The organism is Nocardioides sp. T2.26MG-1 (genome assembly GCF_950101795.1).
In the GTDB taxonomy this organism is placed as follows: domain Bacteria; phylum Actinomycetota; class Actinomycetes; order Propionibacteriales; family Nocardioidaceae; genus Nocardioides.
Map to the genome: position 1 here is coordinate 405,631 of NZ_CATNLZ010000012.1, position 16,965 is coordinate 422,595.

13 protein-coding genes are annotated in these 16,965 nt (G+C 69.8%); 7 read left to right on the plus strand and 6 right to left on the minus strand.

Features of this window, described 5'->3' with window-relative positions:
* Nucleotides 1-12: 12 nt before the first annotated feature.
* The 3 genes from QQZ14_RS11765 to QQZ14_RS11775 form a co-directional block, all read right to left on the minus strand.
* Nucleotides 13-681: an aggregation-promoting factor C-terminal-like domain-containing protein gene (locus QQZ14_RS11765; protein ID WP_284534489.1), complete on the minus strand. Its 669-nt coding sequence runs from the start codon at nt 679-681 to the stop codon at nt 13-15.
* A 225-nt stretch (nt 682-906) separates the two neighbouring features.
* Nucleotides 907-2,277, minus strand: coding sequence for a PhoH family protein (locus QQZ14_RS11770; protein ID WP_446740489.1), 1,371 nt, complete (start codon nt 2,275-2,277; stop codon nt 907-909).
* 294 nt (nt 2,278-2,571) lie between these two features.
* Nucleotides 2,572-3,348, minus strand: a complete 777-nt coding sequence (locus QQZ14_RS11775) for an isoprenyl transferase (protein ID WP_284534490.1) — start codon at nt 3,346-3,348, stop codon at nt 2,572-2,574.
* Between the two features lie 115 nt (nt 3,349-3,463).
* Here QQZ14_RS11775 and trhA point away from each other — a divergent pair, with 115 nt between their 5' ends.
* Nucleotides 3,464-4,213, plus strand: coding sequence for a PAQR family membrane homeostasis protein TrhA (gene trhA, locus QQZ14_RS11780; protein ID WP_284534491.1), 750 nt, complete (start codon nt 3,464-3,466; stop codon nt 4,211-4,213).
* A 15-nt stretch (nt 4,214-4,228) separates the two neighbouring features.
* On the opposite strand, the gene QQZ14_RS11785 is transcribed toward trhA, so the two are convergent.
* Nucleotides 4,229-5,482 carry an MFS transporter gene (locus QQZ14_RS11785; RefSeq protein WP_284534492.1) on the minus strand — a complete coding sequence of 418 codons (1,254 nt, stop codon included), beginning with the start codon at nt 5,480-5,482 and terminating at the stop codon, nt 4,229-4,231.
* Nucleotides 5,483-5,538: 56 nt separating this feature from the next.
* Between QQZ14_RS11785 and QQZ14_RS11790 the strand changes: the two genes are divergently transcribed.
* On the plus strand, nt 5,539-6,540 hold the full coding sequence (locus QQZ14_RS11790; RefSeq protein ID WP_284534494.1) for an ArsR/SmtB family transcription factor: 1,002 nt from the start codon (nt 5,539-5,541) through the stop codon (nt 6,538-6,540).
* Here QQZ14_RS11790 and QQZ14_RS11795 read toward each other — a convergent pair.
* Both QQZ14_RS11795 and QQZ14_RS11800 read right to left on the minus strand, forming a co-directional pair.
* On the minus strand, nt 6,515-8,023 hold the full coding sequence (locus QQZ14_RS11795) for an aldehyde dehydrogenase family protein (protein WP_284534495.1): 1,509 nt from the start codon (nt 8,021-8,023) through the stop codon (nt 6,515-6,517). The genes QQZ14_RS11790 and QQZ14_RS11795 overlap by 26 nt on opposite strands.
* Before the next feature lie 81 nt (nt 8,024-8,104).
* On the minus strand, nt 8,105-10,078 hold the full coding sequence (locus QQZ14_RS11800) for a thioredoxin domain-containing protein (RefSeq protein ID WP_284534496.1): 1,974 nt from the start codon (nt 10,076-10,078) through the stop codon (nt 8,105-8,107).
* A gap of 125 nt (nt 10,079-10,203) precedes the next feature.
* Here QQZ14_RS11800 and QQZ14_RS11805 point away from each other — a divergent pair, with 125 nt between their 5' ends.
* From QQZ14_RS11805 to QQZ14_RS11825, 5 genes are all read left to right on the plus strand, one after another.
* Nucleotides 10,204-11,610 (plus strand): tyrosine-type recombinase/integrase, encoded by a 1,407-nt coding sequence (locus QQZ14_RS11805; RefSeq protein ID WP_284534497.1) that lies wholly within the window; start codon nt 10,204-10,206, stop codon nt 11,608-11,610.
* Nucleotides 11,611-11,724: 114 nt separating this feature from the next.
* Complete coding sequence (locus QQZ14_RS11810; protein ID WP_284534498.1) at nt 11,725-13,179, plus strand: type I restriction-modification system subunit M; 1,455 nt, start codon at nt 11,725-11,727, stop codon at nt 13,177-13,179.
* On the plus strand, nt 13,176-14,342 hold the full coding sequence (locus tag QQZ14_RS11815) for a restriction endonuclease subunit S (protein ID WP_284534500.1): 1,167 nt from the start codon (nt 13,176-13,178) through the stop codon (nt 14,340-14,342). Before QQZ14_RS11810 ends, QQZ14_RS11815 begins: the two co-directional genes overlap by 4 nt.
* A gap of 21 nt (nt 14,343-14,363) precedes the next feature.
* Nucleotides 14,364-15,425 (plus strand): hypothetical protein, encoded by a 1,062-nt coding sequence (locus QQZ14_RS11820; protein WP_284534504.1) that lies wholly within the window; start codon nt 14,364-14,366, stop codon nt 15,423-15,425.
* A gap of 74 nt (nt 15,426-15,499) precedes the next feature.
* Complete coding sequence (locus tag QQZ14_RS11825; RefSeq protein WP_284534505.1) at nt 15,500-16,939, plus strand: class I SAM-dependent DNA methyltransferase; 1,440 nt, start codon at nt 15,500-15,502, stop codon at nt 16,937-16,939.
* Nucleotides 16,940-16,965: the final 26 nt, after the last annotated feature.

A 16,965-nucleotide genomic window follows, 5' to 3' on the forward strand; every position in this document is an offset into this window, starting at 1 on the left:
GCCAGTGCCCGGTCAGTACCAGCCGTGGGACTCCGAGTGGGCCCAGGCGCCGCACGGGCTGCCGTACCGGTCCTGGATGTAGCCCAGGCCCCAGGTGATCTGGGTGACGGGGTTGGTGGCCCAGTCGGAGCCGACCGAGGCCATCTTGGAGCCGGGCAGCGCCTGCGGGATGCCGTGGGCACCCGACGACGGGTTGTGGGCGCTGGGGCTCCAGCCGCTCTCGCGGGTCCACAGCGAGTCGAGGCACCCGAACTGGTCGGCGGAGAAGCCGAACTGCGGCATCAGGGCCTGGGCGATCTCGCGCGGGTCGCCGTCGGCGACGTCGACCGTGCGGGTCACCGCCGGGCCGTCGTCGACCGAGAGCGCGGCCTCCTTGGCGGGGTCGGCGGCGTCGCGGCGGTCCGCCGAGGTGCGCGACACCGAGCCACGGGACACGATCGGGTCGCGGTCGACCACCTGGCCGCCGGAGGTCGTGCCGGTCACCGCGGTGCCGAGGTCCTCGGCGGCCACGCTGACGCTTGCAGGCGAGCTGAGCACGCCGCCCGAGACGGCGACTCCGGTCGCCGCGACGGCGACCGAGGACATCACCACGGTGTTGCGCAGGACCTTGCGGGGCGCTGCGGTGAGGGTCGGCTCGGGGACATGCCGGTGCCTCGGTTCGTACTTCGTGCGTTTCGACAAGGGCTCGGTATCGGGGTAGACGACGGTGGGACTTCCCGGCGACCAACGACTCCCGAGGTCGGTAGGTCACGAAAAGATCACGGGCCACCCTGCCTGACGTCGGAGGTGGTTGCAAACCGAACGGCCGAGATTGTGAGCAACGACTGCCGGACCCGGGACCTAGGTCACCTCAGGAGTCACAGCAGTCACAGTGGTGTGGCCGGACAGCCGAACCCCGCAAGCGCCTCAGAGCGTGACGTTCTCCAGCATCTCGGTGACCAGGGCGGCGATCGGGGACCGCTCGGAGCGGGTCAGGGTGACGTGGGCGAACAGCGGGTGGCCCTTGAGCTTCTCCACCACCGCCACGACGCCGTCGTGGCGGCCGACGCGCAGGTTGTCGCGCTGGGCCACGTCGTGGGTGAGCACGACCTTGGAGTTGGCGCCGATGCGCGAGAGCACGGTGAGCAGCACGTTGCGCTCCAGCGACTGGGCCTCGTCGACGATTACGAACGAGTCGTGCAGCGACCGGCCGCGGATGTGCGTCAGCGGCATCACCTCGAGCATGCCCCGGTCGAGGACCTCCTCGATGACCTCGCGGGAGGTGATCGCGCCCAGCGTGTCGAAGACCGCCTGCGCCCAGGGCGACATCTTCTCCGACTCCGAGCCGGGCAGGTAGCCGAGCTCCTGGCCGCCGACCGCGAACAGCGGGCGGAACACCACGACCTTCTTGTGCTGGCGGCGCTCCATCACCGCCTCGAGCCCGGCGCACAGCGCCATCGCGGACTTGCCGGTGCCGGCGCGGCCGCCCAGCGAGACGATGCCCACGTCGGGGTCGAGCAGCATCTCCAGAGCGATCCGCTGCTCGGCGGAGCGGCCGTGGATGCCGAACGCCTCGCGGTCGCCGCGCACCAGGTGCACCTGCTTGTCGGGGCCGACCCGGCCCAGCGCGGTGCCGCGGTCGGAGAGCAGCACCAGGCCCTGGTGGCAGGGCAGGTCGCGGGCGGCCTCGAGGTCGAGTACGCCGTCGTCGTACAGCTCGTCGAGCTCGGCGGCGCCGACCTCGAGCTCGGCCATGCCGGAGTAGCCGGAGTCGGAGTCGCTGATCGCCTCGGCGCGGTACTCCTCGGCGTCCAGGCCGACCGCGGACGCCTTGATCCGCAGCGGCAGGTCCTTGGAGACCAGCGTGACGTCGTGCCCCTCGTTGGCGAGGTTGCGGGCGACGGCGAGGATCCGGGTGTCGTTGTCGCCGAGCCGGAAGCCCGAGGGCAGCGAGTCGGCGTCGGTGTGGTTGAGCTCGACCCGGATCGTGCCGCCCTCGTCGCCGACCGGGACCGGCTCGTCGAGGCGGCCGTGGGTGATCCGGAGGTCGTCGAGCATCCGCAGCGCGCTGCGCGCGAAGAAGCCCAGCTCGGGGTGGTGCCGCTTGCCCTCCAGCTCGGTGATCACGACGACCGGGAGCACCACCTCGTGCTCGGCGAACCGGTGCAGCGCGCCCGGGTCGGCGAGCAGCACGCTGGTGTCGAGCACGTAGGTGCGCACCGTCGGTGCGGCGGTGGAGCGAGCCCGCGTGGTGGAGGCGGGGCGAGGCGACTTCTGCGACTTCGGAGGCTGCGGCACGGTAACCCCTTCGCAGGCCGGCGCGCGCACTCGACGCCCCGGCCGTGGATCAAGCAGACGGACCGGAACGAGCCCGAGCGCCGGAGTGCCGGCTCCCGGTCGCACGGCAACGCTGCCGCCGTGCTGTGCAGTCGTGATGTCTCACGAACGGGCCTCCCGATACAGCAGGCTTCCCCACCCGCCGTTACGGCGAAAGTACGCCGCGGTCCGGGTGTTTTCGGGCGACACGCCCGGGCGCGCGGGTGAACGTCATGTGTCCGTAACCCGCCCCCGGCGGGTGTGACGGGACCGCTCTCAGGAGCCGAACCGCCGCTCGCGCAGCGTGTAGGCACGCAGCGCGCGCAGGAAGTCCACGCGACGGAAGTCGGGCCAGTAGGCCTCGCAGAAGTAGAACTCCGACTTCGCGCTCTGCCACAGCAGGAAGCCCCCGAGCCGCTGCTCCCCCGACGTGCGGATCACCAGGTCGGGGTCGGGCTGGCCCTTGGTGTACAGGTGCTCGGCGATCGACTCCGTGTCGATCCCGGCCGCGAGCTCCTCCACCGAGGTGCCCCTCTCGGCCGCCTCGAGGAGCAGGGAGCGTACGGCGTCCGCGATCTCGCGCCGCCCGCCGTACCCGACCGCGACGTTGACCAGCATCCCCTCGACGTCGCGGGTGGCCTCCTCGGCGGCCTTGAGCCGCTGCGCCACCGAGGCCGGCAGCAGGTCGAGCGCGCCCACAGGGTGCAGCCGCCAGCGCCGCTGGACGGCCAGCGAGTCCACGGCGTCGGCGATGATGTCGAGCAGCGGCCCCAGCTCGCGCTCGGGCCGGTTGAGGTTGTCGGTCGAGAGCAGCCACAGGGTGACGACCTCGGTGCCGACCTCGTCGCACCAGCCCAGCAGCGGCTCGATGTTCGCCGCCCCCGCCTCGTGGCCGTCCGCGGTGTCGCGCCCGACCGCCCGCGCCCAGCGCCGGTTGCCGTCGAGCATCACGCCGATGTGCTTGGGCAGGTTCTCCGCCGGCATCCGGCGCAGCATGCGTGCCTCGTACGCCGGGTAGAGCACCCGTCGGAGGCCGCGCTTCCAGTCCGCCACGACTGCGATGCTACCGGCGGGCTCGGCTGCTCGCCGGTGTCCGCGCGGACGTGACGTTCACCGCGCTACCGCTCCAGGAAGCGTCGATCGGCGTACCGCGGGGTAGGTTCGGAGCATGAACGAGGCGATGGACCGGGCGCGGACCGGCGCGAACGACGCCGTCCGCGCGGGCCTCGACCACCTGCACGAGCTGCACGACAAGGTCGCCGACCTCAAGCCCAAGCTGCGCGGCTGGCTGCACCTCGGCGTGGCACCGCTGACGCTGGCGGCGGGCATCGTGCTGGTCGCGCTCTCGCCGACCACCTCGACCCGGATCGGCTCGGCGGTGTTCACCGGCTCGGCGCTCGTGCTGTTCTCGGTGTCGGCGATCTACCACACCGGCACCTGGTCACCGCGGACCTGGGCGTTCCTGCGGCGATTCGACCACTCCAACATCTTCCTGCTGATCGCGGGCTCCTACACGCCGTTCAGCCTGATCCTGCTCGAGGGCACCCAGCGGGCGGTGCTGCTCACCACGATCTGGAGCTGCGCCATCCTCGGCGTGCTCTTCCGCGTGTTCTGGACCGACGCGCCGCGCTGGCTCTACGTCCCGATCTACATCGCGATGGGCTGGGCCGCGGTGTTCTTCATGCCGTCGTTCCTGCACGGCGCCGAGGAGCTCGGCATGGGGGTCGGGGTCGCGATCTTCGTGATGCTGCTCGTCGGCGGCGCGCTCTACACCCTCGGCGGCGTCGTCTACGGCTTCAAGCGGCCCGACCCGTGGCCGCGGTGGTTCGGCTTCCACGAGGTGTTCCACACGTTCACCATCCTGGCGTTCGTCTCGCACTACGTCGGCGTCTCGCTGGCGACGTACTCCCTGCGCTGAACCCTCGCGACCGAGTCAGGCCATCAGCGCGACCGGCTGCGTACGCCGGGTCGCGGCCCGCCCGGCCAGCGCGCCCACCCCCGTGCCCGCGGCCGCGAACACCGCGGCGAGCAGCACCCACCCGGGCATCCCGTGGTCGACGGCGGTGGCGGTGACGACCAGCGGGGCGAGCATGTTCGCCAGCGCGTAGCCGGTCTGCGACAGACCCTGGTAGGCGCCCGCGCTGCGCGGGTCGGCCAGCTCGAACGCCAGGCCCCACCCGCCGGCCTCGCACCAGATCTCGGCGGCCGTGCCGAGCAGCTCCGCGGCCACCAGCACGACGACCGCGGCGACCGCGCCGCCGCTGCCGGCGGACCCGTAGAGCAGGCAGGCGGCCGCGAGCAGCAGGCTGCCCCGCCGCACGGTGCGGCCCGCGTGCCCGATCTCGTGGGTGCCGCGCGAGGCGCGCACCTGGAAGAGCGCGACGAGCACGGTGTTGACCACCAGCAGCACCGAGATCACCACCGTCGGCGCCTCGGTCCGGGTGGCGATCCACAGCGGCACCCCGACGCTCTGCATGCCGAACTGCATGGCGATCACCGAGTTCAGCGCGACCGAGGTCAGGTAGGTGCGGTCGCGCAGCGGCGACGGGCCACGCACGGGGTCGCCGCCCTCGTCGAGCGTGCGGGCGAGGGCCTCGACCAACCCGGGCGCCCGGGCGCGCAGCCCGGCGAGCGGGATGGTCGCGAGCGCCGTCAGCACCGCGACCAGCACCATCGTCGCCCGGTAGGCCTCGGCGGTGCCGACGACCAGGGCGGCCGCGGCGAGGCAGGTGCCGAGCCCGATGAAGACGTTGGTGACCACGCGCAGCCGGGCCCGGACCGCGACCCGCTCCGGCCCGGTGAACCACCGCGCCTGGAGCGTGGCCTTGGCGGTGCCCTGGAGGCTGCGCCCGCCGACCGCCACGCAGGCGATCAGCGTGAACGTGACCGCCGTACCGGCCCAGACGTAGGCGAGCAGCGCCGCGCCCTGCACGGCGTTGGCGACCAGCTGGAGCCGGTCCGCGCCGACCCGGTCGGCGAGCTGCCCGCCGGCGAACGACGCCGCGACGCCGACCGCGCCGGCGATCGTCAGGCCGAGGCCGACCGTGGGCGCGGACAGCCCGATCACCCGGGTGAAGTAGAGCGCGCTCACGCTGTAGAAGAGGCCGGTGGAGGCCGCCGCGGTGACGGTCGAGAGGGTGAGCGCCCGCTCGACGGGCTCGGTGGGCAGCAGGACGGGTCGCGGCACGCGGACATTTCTGACACGGGTCGCGACCGCCCACCATCGATATAGCGTTGTGCTTCATGTTCAGGATCGAGTACGAGCTGGCCGGCGCCGACCTCGGCGAGGTCCGGTTCGCGCTCTCGCCGATGAACGAGCTGACTCTGTCGCTGCGCACCTGGCGCCAGCCCGGGCGCTACCCGCTGCAGCTGCGGTGGCTGCAGCTGACCGAGGACGCCCGCGCGAGGCTCGACCGGGAGATGCTGCTCGCGCTGACCAACGACGACCTGTGGAGCCCGGACTTCCTGACGCCGCGCCCGTGGTCGCCGCTGACCCGGTTCGACGACGAGCTCGCCGCGCTGGCGCGGACCCCGCCCGAGGTGGTCGGCTCCGACATCGCCGAGGTGCACCCCGACCGGACGACCCGGCCCGCGGCGCTGCGCGGTCGCCCGGACCGGGTGCTGGCGCGGATCGTCGACGCGATGGCGGCGTACTGGCACGCCTGCCTCGAGCCGTGGTGGCCGCGGATGCGCGCGGTGCTCGAGGCCGACATCGTGCACCGCGGCCGCACGATCGCCCGTGAGGGGCTGGCCGCGATGTTCGCCGACCTCTCCCCGCGGATCCGGCTGGTCGACGACGTCCTGGTCGTGGAGATGACCTCGAAGGTCGGCTACCGCCGCTCGACCGCGGGCGAGGGGCTGACGCTGGCGCCGTCGTTCTTCACCCGCAACGTCACGGCCCCGATCTCGGCGGACGAGCCGCCGCTGATCATGTACGGCGCCCGCGGCGCCGGCTCGCTCTGGGAGAGCGACCGGCCGGCCACCCCGGACGCGCTGGCCGGGATCCTCGGCGCGGTCCGCACCCGGCTGCTGGTGCTGCTCGAGGCGCCGGCGTCGTCGACCGAGCTCGCGGTCCGGCTCGGGGTGACGCCGCCGGCGGTCAACCAGCACCTGCGTGCGCTGCGCGCCGCCGGGCTGCTGACCTCGGCGCGGCACGGCCGCTCGGTGCTGTACCTCCGGTCCGAGCTCGGCGACCAGCTGGTGGCGGCCACTACAGGTCTCAGCCGCGACCGTGCAGGGTCCTGACGATCGCGGCGAGCCGCCGGTCGGCCTGCTCGGTGCGGTCGAACGTCGTCAGCGCGAGCGCCGGCTTGAACCGCTGCCGCGCGATCGCCTTGGCGTAGGTGAACTCCTTGAGCCCCTCGGCCCCGTGGATGCGGCCGAAGCCGGAGCCACCGACGCCGCCGAACGGCAGGCTCGGGATCGCGGCGAACGAGATCACCGCGTTGATCGCGGTCATCCCCGAGCGGATCCGCTCGGCGATCGCCATCCCGTTGTCCTTGCTGAACACCGTGGCGCCCAGGCCGTACGACGTGCCGTTGGCCAGCGCGACCGCCTCGTCCATGTCGCGCACCTTGGCGATGGTCACGGTCGGGCCGAACGTCTCCTCCTGCACCGCCGCGGAGTCCTCCGGCACGTCGACCAGGATCGTGGGCTGCACGAAGCGCTCCCCCACCGCGTCGGCGCCCCCGACCAGCGCGCGACCGCCCCGCGCGAGCGCGTCGTCGATGTGCCGGCGGATCACGCCGAGCTGGCTCGGCATCGTGATCGGGCCGATCTTCGCGCCCTCGCCGCCGTGCGCGCTCAGGCCACGGGCCTTGTCGGTGATCGCGGCGACGAACTCGTCGTACACCCGCTCGTGCACGTAGACCCGCTCGACGCCGGTGCAGGTCTGGCCCGCGTTGCTGCACGCGCCCCACAGGGCGGCGTCGGCGGCCGCCTCGACGTCGGCGTCCGCGTCGACGATCAGCGGGTCCTTGCCGCCGGCCTCGATCACCACCGGGGTCAGCGTCTCGGCGCAGGTGGCCATCACCCGCTTGCCGGTGGCGGCCGAGCCGGTGAACGCGACCTTGTCGACGCCCGCGCGGCACAGCGCCGCGCCGGTCTCGCCCCGGCCCGTGACGACCTGGAACACCGGCCGGCCGACGCACTCGCCGAACGTGCGGGCCAGCCACTCGCCGATCGCGGGCGTGTGCTCGCTGGGCTTGAACACCACGGCGTTGCCGGCGGCGAGCGCGTAGGCGATCGAGCCCATCGGGGTGAACACGGGGTAGTTCCACGGACCGATCACGCCGACCACGCCGAGTGGGCGGAACTCCAGGGTCGCGGCCTGGTTGACCATGAGCATGCCCGGCGAGACGCGGTGCCGGCCGAGCACCTTGCCGGCATGGCCGGCGGCCCACGCGATGTGGTCGACCGCCAGCGTCGCCTCGAGCATCGCGTCCGAGTGGGGCTTGCCCATCTCGCGGCGCATCAGGTCGGCGAGCTCCGGGAGCCGGCGGACCATCGCCGACTTCCAGGTGTTCAGGTAGACCTTGCGCTCCTTGAACGTCAGCCCCGACCACCACTCGGCGGCCTTGCGGGCGCGGGCGACCGCCTCTCGGACCTCCTCCTCGCCGTGCACGGGGAAGACGCCGACGACCTCGCCGGTCGCGGGGTCCAGCGACTCGAACGTCGCGGCCGGCCCGCGCTCGGGGCTGGACTGCGGGCGGGCGGAGGCCTGGGTCATCGCGTGCTCCTGGGGAACCCGTCAGGGTGGACTCTTCACCGTGACTCTCACAGTGACACTGTCACGGTACCTGCCCGGCGGTCAGCGCGACAGGGCCGCGTCCAGCTCCTCGACGCTGGTCACCGGCCGCTGACAGACCAGGTGGCGACAGACGTACGCCGCCGGACGGCCGTCCGCCTCGGTGCGTCCGGCCAGCAGCGGGATGTCCTCGTCAGCCTCGTCCGCAACGACGACGACAGCGCCCGGGTGGCGCCGGGCCCGGGCGGCGAGCTCGTCGCGCTCGGGCGACCACTCCCCCACGACCGCGATCTCGACCGGGCCGTCGAGCATCGACTCGGCCGCGGCGAGCGACCAGCCCGCGAACCGCGGGGCCCGCTCAGCCAGGGTCGCGACCGAGGCCAGCGCCGCCTCGGCGGCGTCGCGGTGGCGTCCCGACCCGGTGAGGGCGGCGTACGTCGACAGCGCGTGCACCACCGACGAGAGCCCCGACGGGCTGGCGTTGTCGGACGGGTCGCGCGGCCGGGCGACCAGGGCCTCGGCGTCGTCGGCGGTGTCGAAGAAGCCGCCGTCGCCGACGGCGAAGTGCTCGAGCACGAGGTCGAGCAGCAGCCCGGCGCGCTCGAGCCAGACCGGGTCACCGGTGGCCTGCAGCAGGTCGAGGAAGCCCGCGGCGACGCAGCCGTGGTCCTCCAGCACCCCGGCCGGGGCACCGACGACGCCGTCGCGGGAGACCCGCCGGAGCCGGCCGTCGACGAGGTGGACCCGCCACAGCAGCTCGCCGGCGCTGTCGGCCTCCTCGACCAGGTCCGGACGGTCGAGCAGGGTGCCCGCCCAGCACAGGCCACTGACCGCCAGGCCGTTCCACGCTGCGACCACCTTGTCGTCGCGGGCGGGGCGCTCCCGACGGTCGCGAGCCTGTCGCAGCCGCTGCTGGACCGAGAGCCACCGGGCCAGCTCAGCGGGGCGCGGGTCCTCGCGGAGCTGGAGCGTCGAGGCGCCGTGCTCGAAGGTGCCCTCCTCGGTCACGCCGAGCAGCCGCGCCGCCCACGGCCCGTCGTCGGGACCGAGCACGTCGGTCAGCTGCGCGGGCGTCCAGACGTAGTACGTCCCCTCGGCACCCTCGGAGTCGGCGTCCAGCGCCGAGGCGAAACCACCCTCGGCGGTCTGCAGCTCCAGGACCAGGAACTCGGCGACCTCCTGGGCGATCCGCTCGCCGAGGTCGGTGCCCCACTCGGCGTAGACCCGCAGCAGCAGCGCGTTGTCGTAGAGCATCTTCTCGAAGTGCGGCACCACCCAGTCCCTGTCGACGGAGTAGCGCGCAAAGCCGCCGCCGAGCTGGTCGTACATGCCGCCGCGGGCCATCGCCTCGAGCGTGGCGTCGAGCATGGTGCGCGCGTCGGGCGAGCCGTGACGCCAGAGGAACTCCAGCACCATCGACGGCGGGAACTTCGGCGCCCCACCGAAGCCGGCCGACTGCCGGTCGAACTCCTGCGCCAGCGTGCGCACCGCGCCGTCGAGCACCTCGCGCGTGATCGGCGCGCCCGCGGTGGCCAGGCTCGCGGTGGCCAGGTGCTCGCGCAGGTTTGCCGCGACCCGGCGCACGTCGTCGGAGCGGTTGCGCCAGGCGTCGCTCAGCGCCTCCAGCACCTGACGGAACGCGGGCTGCCCGTGCCGCGGCCGGTCGGGGAAGTAGGTGCCCGCGAAGAACGGGCTGCCCTCGTGGTCGAGCACGCAGGTCATCGGCCACCCGCCGTGCCCGGTCATCGCCGTGGTCGCCTGCATGTAGACCGCGTCCACGTCCGGCCGCTCCTCGCGGTCGACCTTGACCGCGACGAAGTGCTCGTTGAGGTACGCCGCCGTCGCCTCGTCCTCGAATGACTCGTGCGCCATCACGTGGCACCAGTGGCAGGCGGCGTACCCGACGGAGAGCAGGACTGGTGTATCACGACGCCGTGCCTCCTCGAAGGCTTCAGGGCCCCACTCCCACCAATCCACCGGATTCTCGGCATGTTGGAGCAGGTAGGGGCTGGTCGCGTTGGCGAGCCGGTTGGCCATTCCTGTGACTCCTGACGAGTGGCACGTGTATCATTTCGGGGCCAGTGATACGCGAGAGTGATACACGAAACGGATTCTCGGGAGCCTGACGCGCCTCCCACCGGTCCACCTTAGGAGGGACGCCGGTGGCCACTCGGAAGAAGCCAACCCTGCTCGCGCAGGGCAAGCCGCGCAAACTGGGCGGCAGCGCGCGGCCGTGGCGGGTGCGGCTCTACGCCCCGGAGCCCGGCGGCACGAAGTACCAGGTGATGTTCCGGGCGCCCGCCGGCGACGGCGAGCCATGGAAGCGCGTACTACGGCGCGCGAGCTCCGAGGCAGAGGCCCGCAAGATCTTCGAGCAGGCCGAGGCCGCACTCGACACCGAGAAGGAGACGCCGGTCGGCGCCGATGTCCGCGCGTCACGGACGATCTGGATGCTCGGCGAGGAGTATCTCAGGGACAGCATCGAGCGCGGCAAGCAGCCGCGGACGATGGAGCAGCGGATCTCCCGGCTCAACGCCCACATCCTGCCGACCATCGGCGACGTGCCGGTGACGAAATGGCGCCTCGAGCACAGTCGCAAGGTGATGGAGAAGGGCGGCAAGACGCTCTTCTCCCAGCGGGGCCGCGAGGACCTGCGCGGCCAGCTCGCCGCGATGCGCAAGCTCGCCTGGCGGCTGGGTTGGCTCGACCGGTCGATCGACCCGTTGGACGGGCTCGAGATCGGCAGGGCCAACGTGCTGCACGGGGCGACAGCGCAGTACGTCGACCCGCAGCTTCGCCCCGAGACCCGTCAGGTGCACGCGATGGCCGCTGCCGCCGACAAGTTGTGCGGCCCCGACGGCACCGACCCGCTGATGACCCGACTGCCGCTGTTCGGCGCAAAGATCCGTGTGGCCGGATTCGGCGGCCTCCGCCTCGGCGAGCAGAACGCCCTCCGCGCGATCGACGTCTTCTTCGACCACGGCTATGTCCACGTCAACGGCTCCTGGATCACCCCGCGCGGCCAGGCCGGCTTCCGCGGCCCGGTGAAGAACCACACGCTCCACGAGGTGCCGCTGCCCAAGTCGCTCATGCATGACGAGCTGCTCCCCCGCGTCAAGGAGCTGCTCGCGTTGCCCGCGAAGGCATCGCTCCAGCAGGTCATCAACGCCCAGGAGGAGGAGCGCCAGCGCCGCGCAACGCTGGCACGGCGCGAGAAGGACCGGAACCTCGCCTGGTGGAACTACCCGCTCCCACCCGAGGAGGAGTTGTGGCTCTTCATCGACACCGTCACCGGTCTGCCCGTGAAGCCGGAGATGCACAACGAGCGCTGGCATCGCGTCCGCAAGTGGGTCGAGGAGAACGACCCTGACAATGCCTGGCCGAAAGCGATCGTCTACCGCAACCTCCGCCACCACGCCGCGACGAAGTGGTTCCACGAGGAGCTAGGCGAGTCCTGGGAGGTTGTCGCTCAGTACCTCGGCGACAAGCTCACCACGGTCCTCAACCATTACGTCCGCGCCGGCGAGGACGCCCTCCGCGACTCCGTGAGCAAATTGGCTGCCCGGTGATGTGTCGGCGGCGCGTGAAAGTCTGCTCGGCTGCTCCGGAAACACCGGGACGGCAGAGAGGAGAGTCCAGCAATGTCGCAACCATCAGCCGGGTCCGTCAGTAAGGTTTCGTCAGTGATCACGGGTGAGTTCAAGAGCAAGATCGACCGCGTCTGGGACGCCTTCTGGTCGGGCGGCATCAGCAACCCGCTCGAGGTCATCGAGCAGATCACCTACCTGTTGTTCATCCGGCGCCTCGACGATATCCAGACCCTCGCCGAGAGGAAGGCGCGCATCACCAAGTCCGAGGTCGAGGGCCCGGTGTTCCTGCCCGGCCAGGCGCACCTGCGGTGGGGTCAGTTCAAGAACGCGAGCCCCGAGGTGATGCACAAGACTGTCACCGACGAGGTCTTCCCGTTCCTGCGCTCACTGGGTGATGGCACCACCTACAGCGAACACATGAAGGACGCCCGCTTCACGATCCCCACCCCGGCTCTGTTGTCCAAGGTCGTCGACATGCTCGACGAGATCCCGATGGCGGACCGTGACACCAACGGCGATCTGTACGAGTACATGTTGTCCAAGATCGCCTCGGCTGGCACGAACGGCCAGTTCCGCACGCCGCGTCACATCATCGAACTCATGGTCAAGATGACCGCTCCTCAGCCGTCGGACGAGATCTGCGATCCGGCCTGTGGCACCGCCGGCTTCCTCGTCGCCGCGAGCGAGTACGTCCGCGACACCCACGTCGAGGCGCTGTTGGACTCCGCGCAGCGCAAGCACTTCCACGCCTCGATGTTCCACGGCTACGACTTCGACTCCACAATGCTCCGCATCGGCAGCATGAACATGCTCCTGCACGGCATCGAGTCCCCCGACATCCGCTACCGCGACTCCCTGTCCGAAGGCGCGGCAGGCGACGCCGACAAGTACACGCTGATCCTGGCCAATCCGCCGTTCGCCGGCTCGCTGGACTACGAGTCCACCGCCAAGGACCTCCAGCGCATCGTCAAGACCAAGAAGACCGAGCTGCTCTTCTTGGCGCTGTTCCTGAAGCTCCTCAAGCCGGGCGGCCGAGCGTCCGTCATCGTCCCCGACGGTGTGCTGTTCGGATCGAGCACCGCCCACAAGGCGCTGCGCAAGATGCTGGTCGAGGACCAGAAGCTCGACGCCGTCGTAAAGCTCCCGTCGGGTGTATTCCGCCCGTACGCCGGCGTCTCCACCGCGATCCTGTTCTTCACCAAGACGAATTCCGGCGGCACCGATGACGTCTGGTTCTACGACGTCCGCGCCGATGGGTTCTCACTCGACGACAAGCGCAACCCTGTCGAGGCCAACGACCTCCCCGACGTCCTCTCCCGCTGGCGTGACCTCGCCAGCGAGAACGACCGAGCCCGCACCGAGCAGTCCTTCCTCGTCCCCAAGGCCGACATCGTCGCCCAGGGCTACGACCTGTCGCTGAACCGCTACAAGGAGATCGTCCACGACGAGGTGGAGCACCGTGCGCCGTTGGAGATCGTCGCCGACATCGAAGCGCTCGAGGACGAGATCGCCAAGGGCCTCGCTGAGTTGAAGGCGATGCTCTCGTGAAGGCTGCACCACTCGGAGAGCTCACCGAGCCCGTCAAGACATGGAACCCCCGCCACGAGCCTGACAGTGAGTTTCAGTACCTCGATCTCAGTGCAGTCGACAACGCCAGCAAGTCTGTGACGACAGCGACTCCGACCGTCGGATCCGATGCGCCGAGCCGAGCCCGTCAACTTGTCGCCGCAGGCGATGTGCTCGTATCGACGGTTCGCCCGAACCTCAATGCCGTCGCAGTGGTGCCGCCTGAACTCGACGGCGCTACCGCCTCTACGGGATTCACCGTCCTGCGGCCCGTGGCCGCGCTCGACGGGCGGTTCCTCTTCCACTGGGTGCGTTCGCCCGAGTTCATCGCTGACATGGTCCGTAAGGCGACAGGTGCCAGCTACCCCGCGGTCTCGGACCGAATCGTCAAGGCCTCGAAAATTCCGGCTCCAGCCCTTCCCGAGCAAAGCCGCATCGCCGCGATCCTCGACCACGCCGACGCCCTCCGCACCAAGCGCCGCCACGTCCTCAGCTCCCTCGACTCGTTGTCCCAGTCGATCTTCCACGACATGTTCGGAGATCCCGACGACGCGACTGACACCATCTCGTTCGGGCAGGTCACCGCATTGACCGGCGGCCGCAACTTGGTGGGCGATGACTCGGCGGCCGCGAGCGACTACCGCGTCCTAAAGATCAGCGCCGTGACGACGGGGGAGTTCAAGCCCGACGAGTCCAAGCCGCTCCCGCCTGACTACGTTCCCCCGGCCAGCCACTTGGTCCGGCCGGGCGATCTCCTCATGAGCCGGGCTAACACAACTGAACTGGTCGGAGCCGTCGCCTATGTGAGTACGACTCCGCCAAATCTCGCATTGCCCGACAAGGTCTGGCGCTTCCAGTGGAAGGTCGCCGCCGAGCCAGTCTTCTGGCATGCGCTTCTAAGCACCCCCGCGATGCGCCAGAGGATCAGTCGACTGTCGAGTGGGACTGGCGGATCGATGAAGAACGTGTCCAAAGCAAAGCTCGAGACCATGCCTGTGCCGAAGATAGATCTGAAATGCCAGCGAGCGTTCGCAGATCGAGCCGCTCAGGTGACTCAGCGGCGAATGGACGTGAATCGAGCTCGGCTTCTCGACGACCATCTATTCGCGTCCCTCCAGTTCCGCGCCTTCCGAGGGGAACTGTGACCGATGCCCGTTGAGATGAGGATGTGGCGGATCGACGGCGATGAGCCGCGCCCGCTAACTACCTCGGTGCTCCCCGCAGAGAAGGACCTGCACGAATTCCTCAAACGCGACCCGTCCCTGCTCGGCGACCGCCTGCTGGTCATCGGCAGCGAGGTGATCACGCCCTACGGTCCACGTCTGGACCTGCTGGCGATCGACGCCGAGGGCAATCTCAACCTGCTGGAGCTCAAGCGCGACAAGACTCCACGCGAGGTCGTCGCCCAAGTGCTCGACTACGGCTCGTGGGCCTCGACGCTGTCCCGCGACGACATCATCGACATCGCCACCAAGCACCTCGACCAGCCGTTCGAGGCCGCGTTCGAGGACGTCTTCGGCAGCGCCCCTCCCGACGAGCTCAACGGCGACCTCAGCCTCACCATCGTGGCTGCCGAGCTCGACGCCAGTTCGGAGCGCATCGTCAACTACCTGCGTGATTTCGGGGTCCCGGTCAACGCGGTCTTCTTCTCCTATCTCGAAGACGACGGGCGTCGCTACCTCGCCCGCTCATGGCTCACGGCCTCGGACGACGAGACCCCGCAGGCAACCACGGGAAGCAAGAAGAGCAAGCGCGCAGCGTGGAACGGGAAGGACTGGTACATCTCCTTCGGTGGCGGCGACCGCTTGTGGGAGGACGCCCGCCAGCATGGCTTCGTCTCGGGTGGCGGCGGGAAGATGTGGTCGCAGGACATGCGGGCTTTGCCGAAGGACGCTCGCATCTGGGTCAACGTGCCGCCGATGCGTTACGTGGCGGTGGGACGAGTCCTGGCGCCGGCGGCACGCTTCGAGGACGCCCAGGTCCGCATCGGCGGCAACTGGGTGCCGCTAAGCGCCCAAGCGTTGCAAGGCACCTACCCTGGCGATCGGGCGACCCCGGACGACAACGCCGAGTGGGTCGTGCCCGTCGAGTGGATCGACGCCCGTCCGCTCGACGCTGGCTTCTGGGAGAAGGGCATGTTCGCCAGCCAGCACAGCGCCTGCAAGCTGCGCCAGGAGTTCACACTGGAACGCTTGGCCGTCCACTTCAACATCGACGACGGCGACTGATCGACTAGCATGGGTAACTTCGACTTCGTCCGCCAGACGCTGCCGTCATTGCCGGACGTTTGCGGGAAACGTGGATGAGAACTGACTTCAAGCCGGTGATCGACGAGCTCTGGGCTGCGTTCGAGGAAATCGGGATTGAGGATGGCTACGACATCGTCGCCCAAGCGACGCTGCTTCTGGCAGTCCGGCGACTCGACGTCATCCACACCGCCGCCGAGAAGAAGGCAAGACTCACAGGCAGGCCGATCGAGAGCCCGATCTTCGACGCCGAGACTGAAGAACTGCGCTGGTCGAGGCTGAAGAACGTCGAAGGCAGCACGATGTTCGGACTGTTCGAGACCAAGGTCGTTCAGTTCCTCCGCGAGCGCGGCGGGACGTTCACCGACGTCGTGTTCACGATCCCGTCACCCAGTGCCCTCAGCCGCCTGGTCGACCTCATCGACAAGGTGCCGTACTTGTCCCCGGCGGACAACGGCGCCGTGTACGAGTACCTGATCTCGAAGATCACCACAAAGAACAGCAGCGGGGGCTTTCCCACGCCGCGGCACCTGGTCGACCTGATGGTCAGGCTGGTCGATCCGCAACCCGGTGATCTGATCGCCGACCCCGCAAGTGGCTCGGGTGGCTTCCTCGCATACACCGCCAGCTATCTCCGCGAGAGGAACCCGGGGCTCCTCTTGGATGAGACGAAACGCGCGCACTTCCAGCACCGGTTGTTGCACGGCTTCGACAACGACCCGGCCTTTGCCCGAATGTCCACCATGAACCTGCTACTCCACGGCGTCGAGACCCCTGACGTCCGGCGCCGCGACTCGCTGACGGCCATGACAGGCGACGTCGGTCGATATTCGCTCGTGCTGACCAACCCTCCGTTCAATGGGTCGGTCGAGAAGTCGGCTCTCGACAAGGACCTATACCGCGACGTGAAGTCGACGACGAAGGCGCCGCTGTTCGCCGGACGTGTGCTGAGCCTTCTACAGGCCGGGGGCCGAGCAGCTGTGATCCTTCCCGAAGGAATGCTATTCGGTGCTCAGAAGGCTCAGCTTGCCTTGCGCAAGGCCCTCGTCGACGAACATAAGCTCCATGCCGTCATCAAGGTGCCGCCCGCCGCCTACGAACCTTTTTCGGCCACCCAGACTGCGATCTTGATCTTCACCAAGACCGGGATCGGCGGCACCGACCGCGTGTGGTTCTACGACATTCGAGCCGACGGCCGTTCCCTCGACAAGAGGCGCATGCCTGTGGCTGAGAACGACCTTCCCGACGTCCTAGCTCGCTGGAAGACGCGAGACGACCCAGGTGGCCCCGAGTTGTCCCGTGAACGCTCCGACCAAAGCTTCTTTGTGTCGCGCGAGGAGATTGCGGCCAACGACTATCTGCTCACGCTGAGCAGGTATCGGGAGATTCCCGAGGACGCCGCGCCAACGCGCCCGCCGAGAGAAGTCCTTGACGACATCAAGTCGCTCAATGCGGAGATCGAAGCGGGCATCGCGGAGCTTGAACGGCTGCTGTGATGCGGATTCTTTGCCACACGCCTGGG